This is a genomic window from Neobacillus sp. OS1-2 (genome assembly GCF_030915505.1).
Classification (GTDB): Bacteria; Bacillota; Bacilli; order Bacillales; family Cytobacillaceae; genus Neobacillus.
The window spans coordinates 3,689,210-3,704,899 of the sequence record NZ_CP133265.1; the positions used below are offsets into that span (position 1 = coordinate 3,689,210).

General features: G+C 40.1%; 14 protein-coding genes. All 14 read left to right on the forward strand.

The genetic code is table 11. From position 1 onward, the window contains the following. Positions 1-44 precede the first annotated feature (44 nt). The 14 genes from RCG19_RS18380 to RCG19_RS18445 all read left to right on the forward strand — a co-directional run bounded on the left by RCG19_RS18380 (position 45) and on the right by RCG19_RS18445 (position 15,669). On the forward strand, positions 45-1,241 hold the full coding sequence (locus RCG19_RS18380; protein ID WP_308108276.1) for an MFS transporter: 1,197 nt from the start codon (positions 45-47) through the stop codon (positions 1,239-1,241). Between the two features lie 370 nt (positions 1,242-1,611). Further along, on the forward strand, positions 1,612-2,457 hold the full coding sequence (locus RCG19_RS18385; protein WP_308108277.1) for an alpha/beta fold hydrolase: 846 nt from the start codon (positions 1,612-1,614) through the stop codon (positions 2,455-2,457). A gap of 156 nt (positions 2,458-2,613) precedes the next feature. Further along, the gene (locus RCG19_RS18390; protein ID WP_308108278.1) at positions 2,614-3,267 is read left to right on the forward strand and encodes a GntR family transcriptional regulator; all 654 of its coding nucleotides are present in this window, start codon (positions 2,614-2,616) and stop codon (positions 3,265-3,267) included. A 57-nt stretch (positions 3,268-3,324) separates the two neighbouring features. Beyond that, a complete protein-coding gene (locus RCG19_RS18395; RefSeq protein ID WP_308108279.1) occupies positions 3,325-4,518 on the forward strand; it encodes an acyl-CoA dehydrogenase family protein in 1,194 nt (397 codons plus the stop codon). A 60-nt stretch (positions 4,519-4,578) separates the two neighbouring features. Further along, positions 4,579-5,532 (forward strand): VOC family protein, encoded by a 954-nt coding sequence (locus RCG19_RS18400; protein WP_308108280.1) that lies wholly within the window; start codon positions 4,579-4,581, stop codon positions 5,530-5,532. A gap of 66 nt (positions 5,533-5,598) precedes the next feature. Beyond that, positions 5,599-6,078, forward strand: a complete 480-nt coding sequence (locus tag RCG19_RS18405) for a flavin reductase family protein (RefSeq protein WP_308108281.1) — start codon at positions 5,599-5,601, stop codon at positions 6,076-6,078. 86 nt (positions 6,079-6,164) lie between these two features. Beyond that, positions 6,165-7,085, forward strand: coding sequence for a fumarylacetoacetate hydrolase family protein (locus tag RCG19_RS18410; RefSeq protein ID WP_308108282.1), 921 nt, complete (start codon positions 6,165-6,167; stop codon positions 7,083-7,085). Positions 7,086-7,199: 114 nt separating this feature from the next. Next, complete coding sequence (locus tag RCG19_RS18415; RefSeq protein WP_308108283.1) at positions 7,200-9,053, forward strand: XylR N-terminal domain-containing protein; 1,854 nt, start codon at positions 7,200-7,202, stop codon at positions 9,051-9,053. Positions 9,054-9,264: 211 nt separating this feature from the next. Next, positions 9,265-10,104: an alpha/beta fold hydrolase gene (locus RCG19_RS18420; protein WP_308108284.1), complete on the forward strand. Its 840-nt coding sequence runs from the start codon at positions 9,265-9,267 to the stop codon at positions 10,102-10,104. A 14-nt stretch (positions 10,105-10,118) separates the two neighbouring features. After that, positions 10,119-11,072 carry a VOC family protein gene (locus RCG19_RS18425; RefSeq protein WP_308108285.1) on the forward strand — a complete coding sequence of 318 codons (954 nt, stop codon included), beginning with the start codon at positions 10,119-10,121 and terminating at the stop codon, positions 11,070-11,072. 69 nt (positions 11,073-11,141) lie between these two features. Further along, positions 11,142-12,629 (forward strand): FAD-dependent tricarballylate dehydrogenase TcuA, encoded by a 1,488-nt coding sequence (gene tcuA, locus RCG19_RS18430; protein ID WP_308111026.1) that lies wholly within the window; start codon positions 11,142-11,144, stop codon positions 12,627-12,629. Positions 12,630-12,653: 24 nt separating this feature from the next. Further along, positions 12,654-13,826 carry an acyl-CoA dehydrogenase family protein gene (locus RCG19_RS18435; protein ID WP_308108286.1) on the forward strand — a complete coding sequence of 391 codons (1,173 nt, stop codon included), beginning with the start codon at positions 12,654-12,656 and terminating at the stop codon, positions 13,824-13,826. A gap of 53 nt (positions 13,827-13,879) precedes the next feature. Continuing rightward, the gene (locus RCG19_RS18440) at positions 13,880-14,749 is read left to right on the forward strand and encodes an FAD synthetase family protein (protein ID WP_308108287.1); all 870 of its coding nucleotides are present in this window, start codon (positions 13,880-13,882) and stop codon (positions 14,747-14,749) included. A 41-nt stretch (positions 14,750-14,790) separates the two neighbouring features. Next, on the forward strand, positions 14,791-15,669 hold the full coding sequence (locus tag RCG19_RS18445; protein ID WP_308108288.1) for an isocitrate lyase/PEP mutase family protein: 879 nt from the start codon (positions 14,791-14,793) through the stop codon (positions 15,667-15,669). Positions 15,670-15,690 lie beyond the last annotated feature (21 nt).

Here is a 15,690-nt window from a genome sequence, read left to right on the forward strand (position 1 = left end):
TCCATCAATGCTAAAGCAATATAAACAAAAGGGAGGTTTTTCTATTGGCAGTAAAAACAATCAGTAGAAATTTCTTAAAGTTTTTGGTTGTCATTCTTGCTTTCCAGGATGTTGCTGCAGGGGTAGCAGGATCCATAATGGCAGACATCATAAAGGCATTTCCACAATATGACCCTACCATAGTGATGATGGTTGCAACCTTTCCTGGATTAATCCAAATTATCCCCGCATTATTTTATGGAAAACTTACTAAAATGTTCAAGAAGCGAACATTGTTATTTACGGGCTTAAGTCTTTTCATAATTGGTGGAGTACTTCCTACGTTTATTGACAGTCTGCCGCTTATTATTGTCATGCGTGGTATATTAGGGCTTGGTGTTGGGATAACAATGCCATTGTCGGTGGACGTTATTACCGATTTCTTTGAAGGGAGAGAAAGAGATTTCTTAATCGGTTTTGGAACTTCAACCATCGCTTGTATTGGAGCAATATTCTTTCAATTAGTAGGTGGAATTCTAGCAGATTCTTTTGGCTGGCATTATGGGTTCTTAACCTATTTATTCCCAATCTGGATTCTAGCAGTTACCATACTTTATCTTCCTGAGCCTGAAAGGAAACAGCAGGCTGCGGTAAGTGACACCAAGGGACAGCATAAGATTAAACTACCGAAAGCAATCTATTGGGTATGCCTAGGACAGGTAATCTATTCCGGTTTGATTTTTGGCTATGTAACGAATATTTCGGTTGTAATCCAAGGGGATAAGTTAGGGAATGCTACCGAGGCTGGGCTTGCGATCTCAGTTTTCACCTTTGGAACACTGATTGCAGGGTTTTTATTTGGAAAAATAAAACACAGACTCCCCAATTATTACCTGCCGATTGCTGTTGCAGCAACGGGATTAGGAATGGCCGTTTGTTATTTATCACCAAGCTTAGTGTTGATTTTTGTGGGAAGCATTATTGGTGGTTTCGGAATGGGAATTGGCCTTCCTGGAGTATTCACTAAAGTTTCTGAACTATCTCCTGTTGGTGCATCTGCCGTGGGATTAGTGGTTGTGGGTCAAGGCCTTGGTGGGATCTTGGGACCTTTTGGATTTCAACTCGTCCAAACCATATTTAAGCAGGATATTGGTAGATTTCCATTGGCTGTAAGTACAGTTGGATTAATCATTTTGGCACTAATTTGGGCACTGACAGTGCGGACATCTAAAAGAGATTTAGAGATAACTATAGGTCAATAACAAAACCGAAGCTAAAATGATGAGATTGATTTTTCGTCATTTTAGCTTTTTAGGATTTTTCTAAGACAAAATAAGAAAGCAAATATATTGACACGTCTATTAAAAATAGGAAAAGGGGAGAATGCGGGCGAAGTTCTTTGTGTACATCCTTTTTCTGGTTGCTGAATAGAACGAAAAATTCACCGAATAAAAAATATTTAGAATTCATTGACAAAGGTGAATATCCAAAGGTAGAATTATAGTTAGGGGATGTAAACGGTTTATATTGGTGTTTTCAGTAGTATTTGTAGAAAAATAGAAAAACTAAAATTTTAGTTTAAAGCAACCACGATATGTGAAAATTATTTTGACAAAGTGAGGGTAAAAAAGGATGACTGAAATTTTATCTAGAAAAATCCAAACTGGAAACTATCAAACATTTTTCCATGAGGGTGGTGAACCTTCATCTGAAACAATTATTTTTCTTCATGGCAGCGGACCTGGAGTAAGTGCAAAGTCAAATTGGCAGCATGTCCTGCCCCATTTCAAAGAAAAGTTTCATGTTGTGGCACCTGATATTTTCGGATTTGCCAACACAGACCATCCTGAAACCTATCCAAACAATGGTGTTGAATGGATGAATGTGCGGATTAAACAGGTTCTAGCATTAATGGATCAATTAGGAGTCGAAAAAGCCCATTTAGTCGGAAACTCCCTTGGGGGTGTTATTGCCTTGAATCTTCTTATGTATGCTCCCGAGAGATTCGATCGTGTGGTATTGATGGGGGCCGGCGGTGGTTTAACAGAACCAACTCCAGAACTGGCTAAATTAGCAAACTTCCATAAGGATCCAAATCCTGTTGCGTTTAAGAATCTTTTAAGCTGGTTTTTATTTGATCAAAACATTTTGGAAGATGAGCTTGAGGCAATTGTTGCCGAGCGATTGGAGCTCTTTTTAAAACCGGAAGTCCGCAGGTCTTATGAAGAAAATTTCTCAAAATCGCATTTATCAGATATGTTGGTTCCACCATCTGCACTAAAACAAATGGACCAGTCTATTTTATTGATTCATGGACATCAAGACCGTTTCGTTCCTCTTCAAAGCAGTCTGTATGTAATGGATTACCTGCCAAATGCCCAACTCCATATCTTTAAGCGTTGCGGACATTGGGCCCAGGTAGAGCAAAAGGAAAGGTTCGTTAAACTGACATCCGATTTTTTCAACGGTGAACTTTGAAAGGTAAGGAAAATGAGGCAATTTTAGTAGGAAATAAATGCACCGTTGATTCCCTATTAGTATGACCGTCTATTATATTTTTGGTAGACAATTACATGTTCATTACCATACTATAGGGATAAAATAACAAGCCTAGAGAATCGAGGGTGTATAAAAATGAAAATAGATAAGGCCTATCGTTATATTAAAAGACAAATTATTGAGGGCACATGGGAACCGGAAACAGCCATCAATGTGAATGAACTTGCTGATATACTAAACATTAGTAGAACGCCCATCCACAAGGCGTTGTCGAAACTAGAACAAGAAGGATTTCTTACCATAATTCCTCAAGTAGGGGTATTTGTAAAAAGACCCGATCCAAATGAAGTAATCGAGCGCTTATTAGTTTGTGCAAATCTTGATGCATTGATGACGGAGCAGGCAGCCATACATTTGACTAAGGAAGAATTCCGCTATATGGAAACAACTTTACTAAAAATGGATAATCCAGGATTATCCGCGGATGAATATTCCAGCTTGAATATTGATTTTCATAAGACAATTTATGTAGCTTCAAAGTTAACCTATACATTCAATTTGGCTAACCAGCTTTGGGATTACTTGAATTTTGTTGGGAATCCGGAAGATTTATTCACCGATGAACGAAGGAAACAATCTCAAACAGAGCATTGGATTATTTTTTATAGTCTGATGGAAAAGGATAGTAAGATGGCAAAGAGGTTAATGGAAAAGCATATGCGTCGGGTGTCACAGTTGGTAGGGGAAAAATATCAGAGCATCGAAATAAATCAGCGAGTGTTTAACTAGTCATATTTTTTCACTAGATAAAAAGGCTTGGTCATTATTATAACAGGGGGTATCCTGATGGAACAAAGTGTGCTGGATATAAAAAAAGAATTGGTAGATAAGGCGCGGTCACTGATCCCCAAATTAAGGGAATATAGTGAAGAAATTGAGAAAACTAATACATTACCTAAAACAATTATTGAGGATTTACAAAGTGAAGGTACGTTAAAGGTCTTACGTCCCCATTTATTTGGCGGCTATCAAACAAATATGCGGACCTATACAGAGGTTGTAACCGAGATTGCCCGGGGGAATGGATCTGCAGGGTGGTTTGTCGCCCTTAGTAATATTAGAGATTATATGATTTCCTATACTTTTGGGGAAAAAGCCTTAAATGAAATTTATCAACATGGAAAAGATGTTGTTTTAGCCGGAAACTTCAAGCCTATTAAGTGTGATATCAAGAAGGTGGAGGGTGGATATTATATAGAAGAAGCCCAGTGGCCGTTTGTTTCTGGCAGCCCGCATGCTGACTGGTGTTACTTTGGATTTCCAATCGAGGATGATAATGGCGGCGTAGAGATGGCGATTATGATTATTCCACGTGACGAGTTAGAGGTTCTTGATGATTGGTATGTTATGGGGTTAAAGGGCTCTGGCAGTAACAGCTGCAAAATTAAAAATGTCTTTGTCCCTGATCACCACGTGTCGTTGGACCGCTTAGCAAGCAAAGGACACTATCTAATTGAGCCGTTAAAGGATGTTGCATTGTATCGTTCTTCCTTTGTACCTTCCCTAACATTGTCAATTGTGGCACCTGCATTAGGACTCGCTCAGGCGGCAATGGATTTATATATGGAAAGGCTCCCAAAAGCAGGGATTGGAAATACCTTCTATAGAAAACAAAGCGAAGCGGCTGTTACACATCACCAGGTAGCACAGGCACAGCTTAAAATTGACTCTGCAGAACTCCATCTATATCGAGCTGTAGACAAAATTGACAGCTATGCTGAACGTGGTGAAGTGATGGATAAAGCAGAAATTGTGAAAGTGAAGGCAGATTTTGGATATGTCAATCAATTATGTAAGGAAGCAATTGATCTTCTAGTAGCTGGAGTCGGCTCAATGTTCACCTACGAGACAAATCCACTTCAAGTGGTGTATCGTGATTTTCTAACGATGCATTTACATGGTTTCATCACACCATCAAGTTTAATCGAAACCTATGGACGGGTGCTCTGTGGTCAGGAACCAAATACCTACTTTGTATAACATAGGCTATCAATAAAATGGAAGGGCTTTCATGCCAAAAAAAATAAGAGGAGGATTCATATGAGTTTACCAGAGATTGCAAAGTTAGGGCACGTTGCTTTAGTAACAACAGATCTTGAAAAATCCCTTTGGTTTTATAAAGAAGTGATTGGTCTAGAAGAAACAGAAGTTGTAGACGGTACCCATTATTTACGTGCTTGGGGGGATTTCGAACACCATACCCTTTCCGTAAAAGCTGGAGATAAACCGCATCTTGACCATATCGCTTGGCGGGCTAAACGGCCTGAAGATGTGGAAGGCTTTGCCAAACTTCTCGAAGAAGCCGGTACAGAAGTAACTTGGGTGGAAGCACAAGAAGAGGCAGGACAAGGAAGAGCGATTCGTTTTCAATTACCTAGTGAACATCGTTTCGAAATTTATTACGACATGGAGAAAACATTAGCGGATCCTTCCAGACGTTCCGTTTTAAAAAATCAGACGTATAAATCATGGGCACGAGGTGTTTCACCGAGAAGAATAGATCATGTTAATCTCCTGACATCCTTAAAGGCAAATGTCATTTCTGATTATTTACAGGAGAAATTAGGATTTAAAATGCGCGAATATGTTAAAGCACCTGACGAATCATTAGTTGGTGCATGGTTAAGCGTCACACCTTTAGTACATGATATTGCTGTCAGTCATGACCCATTCGCACCAACTACACACCAAATTCATCACATATCCTACTGGCTAGATAATGCCCAAGACCTTCTAAGAGCTGCAGATATTTTAAAAGAACATGGAATTTTCTTCAAAGGACCTGGTAAACACGGAATCTCACAAGCGATGTATATTTACGCGATTGATCCTGGAAGCGGTTTACGCGTAGAATTATTCACAAATGGCTATTTAATCTTTGAACCGGATTGGGAACCAATCGAGTGGACTGTGGATGAAATGGATATCGGTTTCACCTTCTGGGGTGACCAAATGGATACACTGCCGGAAAACAATCCAACCATTGAGGCATAAGTGAGATAGAGTTTACTAGAATACTATTTTCAAAACCGATTTTAAATACAGAAAGGGGTACTAAGAATGGATGACCGTCAATTTCGTACAGCAATGGGAAGATTCGCAACAGGTGTAACCGTTATTGCCACAGATGTTGAAGGGGATGTGCATGGCATGACAGCTAATGCCTTCATGTCTGTTTCACTAAGTCCGAAACTTGTTGTAATCTCAATTGCAGAAAAAGCACAAATGTTGGAGAAAATTAAACGAAGCAATACATTTTCGGTAAATATTCTAGCGGCTGACCAACAAGAACTATCGATGATTTTTGCGGGACAGATAAAAGAACCCCGTGAGGTGAAGTTTGACCGTCTTGATGGAAAGCCCGTGTTGGCCGGCGCTGTCGCACAAATTGCCTGCGAGGTTTCAGCGGAGCATGTAGAAGGCGACCATACACTGTTTATCGGCAAAGTTACCGATATTCACCTAGAAGACATAGAACCATTAATTTTTTACAGTGGACGATACAGGGCACTGACGGAAGAGAATGCTGTTACGATTTAAGGAAGATCATTTGTAAGTTCATACTGGACAAAGACTCCTTTCCGAAACTGAAGGAGTCTTTCTCGTGAAATTTCAGGAGGTGCGAAATGGGAATCAATGTGGTTAGATTTGAAAGGGAAAACAAAGAGCAGTGGGGCGTTGTATCTGATGAACAAATACTAGTTCTTACAAATTCATATAGGAGTTTAGCAGAGTTTTTAGAAAAGGGGAAAGAAGAAGCTGCATCGATTCATGCTAAGGAAAATGTTGAAACCATTCCGATCAATGAAGTCACTATTTTAAGTCCAGTTACAAAGCCCGCTAGAATTATTTGTCAAGGTGTAAATTATTCAGCACATCGTTCTGAAACAGGGATGGAAGCATCGAGACCGCCTTTTAACATGATCTTTAGTAAGGCTGATAGTTCTCTAACTGGAGCTTACACTGAAATCGTAAGACCTTCTCAAGTAAAATTGCTGGATTATGAATTAGAGCTTGGAGTTGTGATTGGAGCGGAAATTTCTGAACAAGTTATGGTAACAAATGAAAATCTATATCAATATATTGCTGGTTTGGTGATTGTAAATGACGTTTCTGCACGAGATGTTCAGCTTCCTCAAGGCCAATGGTTAAAGGGAAAAAGCTATCGTACTTTTTGCCCAACAGGTCCGTATTTTTATCTGCTAGATAAGGAAGAACTGCCATTGATCCATGACCTGGAGCTTGATTTATGGGTGAATGATGAACTTAGGCAATCTGCCAACTCCAGCCAGCTTCTTTTTAAACCAGCTGAGACATTATCGGAGCTTTCAAAAGTAATGGATCTGTCACCAGGGGATCTGCTTGTGACCGGAACCGCCGGTGGGGTCGCGTTAAATCTAACTCCAGCAGTAAATGCACTTATTGCAAACCTGTCTATTTCATATCAACAGAAACTAGAATTATTGGTGGAGAATCAATTAAAAAGTGGAAAATACCTAAAGGATGGCGAACCATTCGCTGCAAAATTAAAAGTGCAAATGGTGTAATCGATTTGGGAGAACAACTAAATTCCGTGGTCAGGAGTAAGGAAAAAAACGTGTCGATTTCTAATAGATAGATTATTTTCTATTGAAAATCCATAAAAGGAAATGGGTGAGAGTATGAACGGTCACCAAGCTACTATACCGGAACCTAGCGACATCAAAGATAATAAAAAGATTCTAACCACGACCAGTGCATTTGGTCTTTTACGCAAGGGTATAATCGAAAATTTAGGTACAAAAAGGGCTAAGGGATTTCTTCTTCGTTATGGCTGGAGCTTAGGGGCAACCGATGCAGAGGAAGCAATGAAAACGATTACCTCGATTGACGAACTTTTAAGTCAAGCTTCCATTCTACATTTGAGTACTGGGCATATTAAAGATATTCAATCTGAAAGAATACTTGAAATGAGTGATTCGGAAACAATTAAATCGATTCTTGGAAAGGGAAAATGGATTGATTCGTTTGAAGCAAATGAGCACCTAAAGCATCATGGTACATCTGACATTCCGGTTTGCCATACCTTGACGGGTTATGCAAGCGGTTATATGACAACTGTTTGCAAGAAGGGCGTCATTGTTAAGGAAATTAGCTGCATTGCTAAGGGAGACGCCGAATGTTGCTTTGAAGCAAGGCTCCTGGAGGATTGGGGAAGTGAAATTCATGAGGAGCAAAAATTTTATAATGAAGCAAATATTATCGAAGAATTAGAGTATACGTACGAGCAATTGATTGAACAACGAAATTATATCGAAAAGGTTTCAAAATTTCATAAGAAATTAACGGATAGCGTTTCAAATGGCAGCAATTTGCAGGATATTGCTGACAGTACATGTAAATTGTTGGGCATTCCCATATCGATTGAAGATCTGAGTTTTCAAAAAATCGTATTCTCTGGGATGAGTGAAAAGGAATATTCCAGACTTAATAAAGAATTAAAAGAAAGTCTCATTCGAAAAAATAGAAAAAGCAATAAAATTCTTCCGCTATTTAATGAAACAACTAGATTAAAAACAGAAAATCAGGAACGCCTAATCACTCCTATTATTGTCCAGAAAAAGGTAATAGGATATGGCACATTTCTTTATGTAAAGGGAGCAGTAACAACAATTGAAAATAATATCATGTTTATTGAGCGGTTCGCAAATGCTGCTTCTTTGTACCTTTTAAATGAAAAAACCAGTTTTGAAGCATTGGAAAAAATGAAGGGCTATTTCCTGGAACAAATCCTAAAAGGGCAGTATTCTTCAAATGAAGAAATTATTAAACGTGGTCGCTATATGGGATTTGATCTTGATCAGTCATTTTATATTGCAGCAATTGACTATAAAGAAAAGGGAAGCGCAACAAAGAATCCCCTTCATCATCATGACCAAGTCTTGGAGACCATCGCAAAGTATCTTGATATTCAGGGGCATAAAGTGTTGATTAGCCAGTATGAAGGTCAAATTATCATGCTGATTCCCGAAATGAATCATCTCTTATCAATGATGGAAAAAATATTGAAACACCTAGAAACAAGCGATGATTCCTACCAATATAAAATGGGGATTAGTGATCAGGCAGAGGAATTGAAGAATATAGTAGATTGCTATGAGGAATCCTTGATTGCTTTAAGAATGGCCACAGATAAAAAGATCATTTGTTTTAAAGAATTAGGAATTGTCGGTGTGTTAATAAACTCCAAAAATAGTAGTGGTATTAAAAAAATTGCTAAACAGGAATTAGGGCAGCTTTATAAGCAGAAAGATATAAAACAAAAGGAATTAATGAAGACTCTCTATGTTTTTTTAGCAAATGGCGGCAAACTCCAACAAACTATGGATGACCTCTCTTTATCGATGAGTGGACTTATGTATCGGATTAATAAAATTGAAACGTTAATCAACAAAAATCTGCGGGATGCCACGCAGAGTTATCAACTTCTACTCATTCTTGATTCATTGCTGGCTTTGGGAGAGCTGGAGATATAGAAAAAAAACAATCCATTTACGGGGGGATTGTTTTTTTTTGGTTTGCTTCGGGGAAAACCAATAAAAACTACCGAAAAAGTAGTGCGATTCAAATGATTTTTTCTCTAGAAACAGAATAGTGAATTTTCTAAAATTAAGGAAAGGTAACGATTTTTCAGAAAGTAATTGGAAGGGCTTTCAACTTTTGAAAATAAGGAGGAACAAATCTGGTATGTCAAATATTATGCAAGAATTAATTAAAACCAAAAACTATGAAACCTATTTAAATCGCTCTGGTGAGGGCAATTCTGAAGTTATTTTATTTTTACATGGTTCCGGACCAGGTGTGTTCGCATGGGCCAATTGGCGATATGCTTTGGATGCATGCAGTGAACAGTATGACTGCTTGGCACCGGATCTCCTGGGCTTCGGAAATAGCAGTCATCCAAATCCAATTCCGAAGAATAGACAGGGATGGATGGATCATTGGGTCAATCAGTTGATCGAACTGCTTGAACAGTTGGGAATTCAAAAAGCCCATGTTGTAGGGAACTCATTAGGCTGCTCCGTAGCACTCGAACTGCTCCTGGAGTATCCTGAACGATTCGGGAAAGTGGTTCTAATGGGACCAGGTGGGACTCCTAATACAAAGCTTAGTACAGAGCTTGCCCGTGCGAAAGGTTTTTACGACAATCCATCCGAAAAGAAGATGCGTCAAATTATGAGCTGGTTTGTGTATGATGATGAAAAATTGGCACCGGAAATTGACGCTCTCGCACAGACTCGTTATGAAACTGCCATGCGATCTGAAATCCACATTTCCAACGAATCTATATTTGCAACAGCTGCAGTACCAGTCCCGGTGACGGCTCTTAAGCGAATCAAAAACCCAGTTCTACTTGTACATGGGCGGGATGACATGGTTTGTTCAGTCGAGTCCAGCTACTATCTATTATCCTATTTGCCAAATGTCCAGCTGCATGTTTACGGGCAAACCGGCCACTGGACACAAATTGAACAGAAAAATAGCTTTAATCTTTTAATTCAAAATTACTTTTCTAATAAACTCTAATGGAGGTTGGAAATATGTCATTACCAGAGATTGCAAAGTTGGGACACGTAGCCCTTGTCACACCCAATCTTGAAAAATCACTATGGTTTTTCAGGGATGTAATTGGATTGGAAGTAACAGAAGAAGTAAATGGAACCTATTATCTCCGGGCATGGGGAGACTTTGAACATCACAGCCTTTTATTAACAGCAGGAGACCACGGCTATGTTGATCATATTGCTTGGCGAACGAAGCGGCCTGAGGATGTGGAAGGGTTCGCCCAGTTACTTGAAAAAGCAGGTACAGAAGTCAGGTGGATCGAAGCTGGGGAAGAGACAGGGCAAGGAAGGGCAATCCGCTTTAAACTGCCTAGTCAGCATTCCTTTGAAATCTATTATGATGTGGAAAAACCTAAGGCTGATGAAAAAAGACGGTCGGTTTTGAAAAACCAAACATACAAGGCATGGGCCCGCGGCTGCTCCCCACGAAGATTTGACCATGTTAATATTGCGACCTCTATGGATGTTGGTGAAATTCTAGATTATTTGGGGAGCCAATTAGGGTTTAAGCTTCGTGAATATGTAAAGTATCATCAGAAAACGGTTGTCGCTGGTTGGATGAGTGTCACGCCATTAGTTCATGACATTGCGGTCATTTCAAGACCACATGCAGAAACGCCAAATCAGCTTCATCATATTTCTTATTGGCATGATAACGCCCAGGATATATTAAGAGCTGCTGATATTTTAAAAGAAAATGGCATCAACTTTATCGGACCTGGAAAGCATGGGGTTTCTCAAGCCTTTTATCTTTATGTAATCGATCCGGGAAGCGGCTGCCGTGTTGAATTATTCAGCGGTTCCTATTTAATCTTTGAACCGGATTGGGAGCCTGTTGAATGGACAGAGGAGGAGCACTCCATTGGCAACACCTATTGGGGCGATTCCGTGATGGATAAGGAAATGAATAAACCAACTATTGAAGCGTAAGTAAAGTGCTGGCTCAACACCAAATTGAGTCAGTTTTTTTAAAAAGAAAGGAAGAGGTCTGTGACTGAAATGAGAAGGTATGAAGCAGACATTGTGGTCGTCGGAGCAGGAAATGCTGCCATGTGTGCAGCTATTGCGGCAGGGGAAAATGGTGCTTCGGTCATCGTACTAGAAAAGGCACCTGAGGCGAAGAAAGGTGGTAACAGCACCTATACACATGGATCTATCCGGTTTGCCTATGACGGGAATGAGGACTTAAAACAAATCATGCCTGATTTGACAATGGAAGATTTTGCGATTACTGACTTTGGATCCTACACAGAAGAGGAATTCTTTCATGATATGTGCCGAATGACGGATTACCGAACCGATCCAGAGCTGGCTTCTCTCCTTACTGGAAAAAGTTTGGATACGATGAAATGGCTCGTGTCTCATAGGGTAAGATTTGTCCCAATTTATGGCCGTCAAGCCTTTAAAATCGATGGTAAATTCAAATTTTGGGGTAGTATGATTGCTGAATCGGTCGGTGGCGGCCCAGGTTTAGTCGACTCACTGCATGTGGAAGCAGCAAGGCTAGGTGTGCAAGTATTATTCGATGCTATGGCAACAGAGCTCATTCATGACGATGGCGGGGTTCACGGGGTTATTTTTAAACATAAAGGGAAAACGACGGAAGTCCATGCGAAAGCAGTGATTTTAGCTTCCGGCGGCTTTCATGCCAATCCAGAAATGCGGACGCGGTATCTAGGACCGAAATGGGATTTAGCTCATGTAAGAGGCAGCCGTTATAACACGGGTGAGGGGATTCAAATGGCATTAAAGATTGGTGCGATTGCCAGTGGAAACTGGTCTGGGTGCCATTCGGTAGGCGGAGACCGTTATTTACCGGAGTTCACAGAAGGCTTCCAAAAGCTAAGCTATCCATTTGGGATTATGGTGAACGCTGAAGGGAAACGCTTTGTGGATGAGGGTGCAGACTTTCGCAACTATACGTATGCAAAGTATGGCAAGCTGATTCTCGAACAACCTGGCCAATTTGCCTGGCAGATATTTGATCAAAAAGTGTCTGGACTTCTTCGGGAAGAATATCGCGGCAAACAGGTAACAAAGGTTAAAGCAAATACACTAGAAGAGTTGGCAGAGAAACTTGAAGGTGTTGATAGAGACGGATTTTTACAGACGGTGAAGGAATACAATGAGGCTGTTGCTAAGGATATCCCTTTCAACCCTAATGAAAAGGATGGGCGGTGTACCAATGGATTAGCGGTTAAAAAATCCAACTGGGCCAATACCTTGGATGAAGGTCCATTTGAAGCATACGCGGTTACATGCGGCATTACCTTTACTTTTGGGGGCTTGAAAATAAATTCGAACGGCGAAGTGCAGGATGTTTTATATCAATCGATCCCAGGATTGTATGCGGCCGGTGAACTAGTGGGCGGGTTATTCTATTTTAATTATCCTGGCGGGGCTGGATTAATGGCAGGATCTGTCTTTGGGAAAATAGCCGGTGAAAATGCTTTACTTTATATTCAGCAAGTAAATATGAACGTGTAGATTAATGAAAAAGGGGTGCGAAATATGGTAAACAATGTACTGGATGAGAATATATCCGATTTGGGCTTGTTATTAAAAGGGGCCGAAAAGGTTGGGAAAATTGCAGAATCGGAAGCGCTAGAAGCAGATCAAAACAAAACCGTTTCTAAGAATGTTATAGATGCAATAGTAGAAGCTCGATTATCTAAGTTGTTGCTGCCAAAAAAATATGGGGAGCCACAAGTAAATTTAAGAGAGTATTCTCAAATTATCCGCATGGTTGGAAAATATAATACTTCTGCTGCTTGGTTAACCTTTCTTTATTCCATTCATAATAGTTTAGTAGCTTTTATGACGAAAGAGGGAGCAGAAGAGGTGATGAATCAGGGGGGATTAATAGCCGATATTTTTGCGCCCATTGGAAAAGTAGAAACAGATGGGGATGGTTATCGGATAACGGGTAAGTATAGTTTTGTAAGCGGTATTTTATATAGTGATTGGGTGGCTCTGGCAGTGAAAATGAAAATGGAGGACAGTGGAGAAACTGAACTATGCATGCTAAATATACCGATATCTGATGTGGAAATAGTAGAAAATTGGGATACGTTAGGGCTAAGAGGAACGGGAAGCAATCAGGTAATTGTCGATCATGTCTATGTTCCCAAGCACCATCTAATCCGGCTTACGGTTGCCGACCGCACAGGCAGACCACCACATGGTTATGATTCAGACTACCCTCTTTATGATGTTCCTTTTTTCTCATCTTTTTGTGTTGGATTTCCAATGGTAGCATTGGGAGGTGCTGAGCGTTTACTGCAGGAATTTAAGAATCGAACGGAAAAACGAGTTCGAATGGGAGGAAATTTTGCTAAAGATTCCCGGCATCAGGGGGTATTGGCAGAATTAACGATTAAATATTACGAATCAGAGGGTCTACTAGATAAATATATCTCTTTATTAGAAAACTATGAAATGGGAAAAGAAGATAAACGTGGTGAATTCGCGGCGATTAGAGCAAAAATCACCAAGAACGTAACAGATATTGCGGTAAAGGTTTTGTTGACTTTAGGCGGATTCTCAATGTTTAAAGGAGATCCAATTGAAATGTTCGTACGTGATCTTTTGGCCGTTTGTACACATCGATCCAATCTTTACGAAGACTCTGTTGAGTCTTTTGGAAAGGCACAATTCGGCTTTGATCTATCCATTAATGGGTAATAAGGAACTGCACCAGTAATACCACTATTTTTATCACGGAGTGAGGCGGCTGCATGGAAACGATTTATTTGAATCCCGAAAATCTGAAGTACTGGCAGGAAAAAGCAAAATCAAGTGTCATGGCGCTAGGATTCTTTGACGGCATTCATATCGGCCACCGCGAGGTCATTCAAACGGCTGGTATAAAGGCAAAAGAAGAAAACCTACTTTTAACAGTAATGAGTTTTTTCCCACATCCCAAAACCGTTTTATCAAATGGACAAACAAGGGTAGATTATCTCATGCCATTAGCTGAAAAAGAGAAACTATTCTCTGAACTTGGTGTCGATATCTTTTATATTGTTGAATTTGATCGGGGATTTGCATCGCTGTCACCAGAAACATTTGCTGCTAAGTATTTGCTTGATCTTGGGGTTGTCCATGCAGTGGCGGGTTTTGATTATACGTATGGCTTTCGCGGCGAGGGGAATATGGATCGGTTGCAAAAGGATTCCGGGGGAATTCTCAAGGTAACGAAAGTTAAAAAAGTGGAATGCTTTGGTGAGAAAATTAGTTCTAGCAGCATCCGTGAAAAATTGTCTAAAGGAAGTGTGGGTGACTTACCTGCCCTTTTAGGGCGTTCCTATGCAGTTGACTGCGAATGGGATGGCGGTGCCTTAAAGGTTAAGCCTTACTTTACCCTGCCTGCTTATGGAACATATTCAGTTACGTTAACAGGAGGATGTCATTCACAAGAAATGGATGTAATCGTCGTAGATGAAAAAAAACTAATTCCGCTTCTAAGTGTGTCGGATTTAGTCTTAAATAACGAAAATGCTGTATCAGTCACTTGGCACCAGCGGATTGTAGAAGAAGGAAAGAAAACAATTTCTGAAAATAAGTGGTTACGCTCTTCAAAATTTGGATTCGTTTGGAGTGGGTGAGAATAATTGAAGCATATTTTTGAAAAAGGGGACAGTGTGTAATGAGTAAACCATTTGAGCTCCAAAAGCTAATAAGAGACCCAGGCTCCTTTATTTTGCCTGGGGCGTATGATGCTATGTCTGCCAGATTAATAGAAGAAATCGGCTTTAAGGCGATTTACGCAACAGGGGCAGGTATATCCAATGCCCAACTAGGCTGGGCCGATGTTGGTTTAACTTCTTTAAAGGAAGTAGTGGATATCGTTGCCCGAATGACAGAAGTCACGACTATTCCGATTGTTGTGGACGGAGACACAGGATTTGGCAACGCTATTAATGTAATGCGGACTGTCCGCGAGTTTGAACGAGCCGGAGTGGCGGCCATTCAAATGGAAGACCAAGTCTCACCAAAGAAATGCGGTCATTTCAATGGAAAGGACGTCATTTCCAAAGAAGAAATGGTGGGAAAGATCAAGGCGGCGGTTGACACAAGGCAAGATTCGAACCTAGCAATTATTGCCCGTACAGATGCTTTAGCTGTTAAGGGAATGGAGGATGCATTAGACCGGGCACATGCTTACAAAGAAGCTGGTGCTGATATCATTTTTGTGGAAGCGCCAACAACAATTGAACAATTAAAGCAAATTACCAGTTCTTTAAAAGGGATTCCCCAAGTGATTAACTTAGTGGAAGGTGGTAAAACACCTCTAGTTTCTTTAAAAGAAGCAGAAGAAATCGGCTTTAAAATCATGCTTTGCGCCAATACCGTTCTTCGTTCTGCCATTAAAGGAATCACGGAAACATTAAAAATATTAAAAGAAGAAGAATCGCAAGAAAATGTTCACAACCTAATCTGTACATGGGAAGAAAGACAATCACTCTTCAAACTCAACCAAATTAAAGAGTGGGAAGAAAAGTATTCAGATAATCAAGCGTTATAAAAAAAGTAATTCACTTAGAAG

Coding starts and splice junctions, on each gene's coding strand:
- RCG19_RS18385 (WP_308108277.1), top strand. CDS start 1,612: ATGACTGAAATTTTATCTAGAAAAATCCAAACTGGAAACTATCAAACA.
- RCG19_RS18390 (WP_308108278.1), top strand. CDS start 2,614: ATGAAAATAGATAAGGCCTATCGTTATATTAAAAGACAAATTATTGAG.
- RCG19_RS18395 (WP_308108279.1), top strand. CDS start 3,325: ATGGAACAAAGTGTGCTGGATATAAAAAAAGAATTGGTAGATAAGGCG.
- RCG19_RS18400 (WP_308108280.1), top strand. CDS start 4,579: ATGAGTTTACCAGAGATTGCAAAGTTAGGGCACGTTGCTTTAGTAACA.
- RCG19_RS18405 (WP_308108281.1), top strand. CDS start 5,599: ATGGATGACCGTCAATTTCGTACAGCAATGGGAAGATTCGCAACAGGT.
- RCG19_RS18410 (WP_308108282.1), top strand. CDS start 6,165: ATGGGAATCAATGTGGTTAGATTTGAAAGGGAAAACAAAGAGCAGTGG.
- RCG19_RS18415 (WP_308108283.1), top strand. CDS start 7,200: ATGAACGGTCACCAAGCTACTATACCGGAACCTAGCGACATCAAAGAT.
- RCG19_RS18420 (WP_308108284.1), top strand. CDS start 9,265: ATGTCAAATATTATGCAAGAATTAATTAAAACCAAAAACTATGAAACC.
- RCG19_RS18425 (WP_308108285.1), top strand. CDS start 10,119: ATGTCATTACCAGAGATTGCAAAGTTGGGACACGTAGCCCTTGTCACA.
- tcuA (WP_308111026.1), top strand. CDS start 11,142: ATGAGAAGGTATGAAGCAGACATTGTGGTCGTCGGAGCAGGAAATGCT.
- RCG19_RS18435 (WP_308108286.1), top strand. CDS start 12,654: ATGGTAAACAATGTACTGGATGAGAATATATCCGATTTGGGCTTGTTA.
- RCG19_RS18440 (WP_308108287.1), top strand. CDS start 13,880: ATGGAAACGATTTATTTGAATCCCGAAAATCTGAAGTACTGGCAGGAA.
- RCG19_RS18445 (WP_308108288.1), top strand. CDS start 14,791: ATGAGTAAACCATTTGAGCTCCAAAAGCTAATAAGAGACCCAGGCTCC.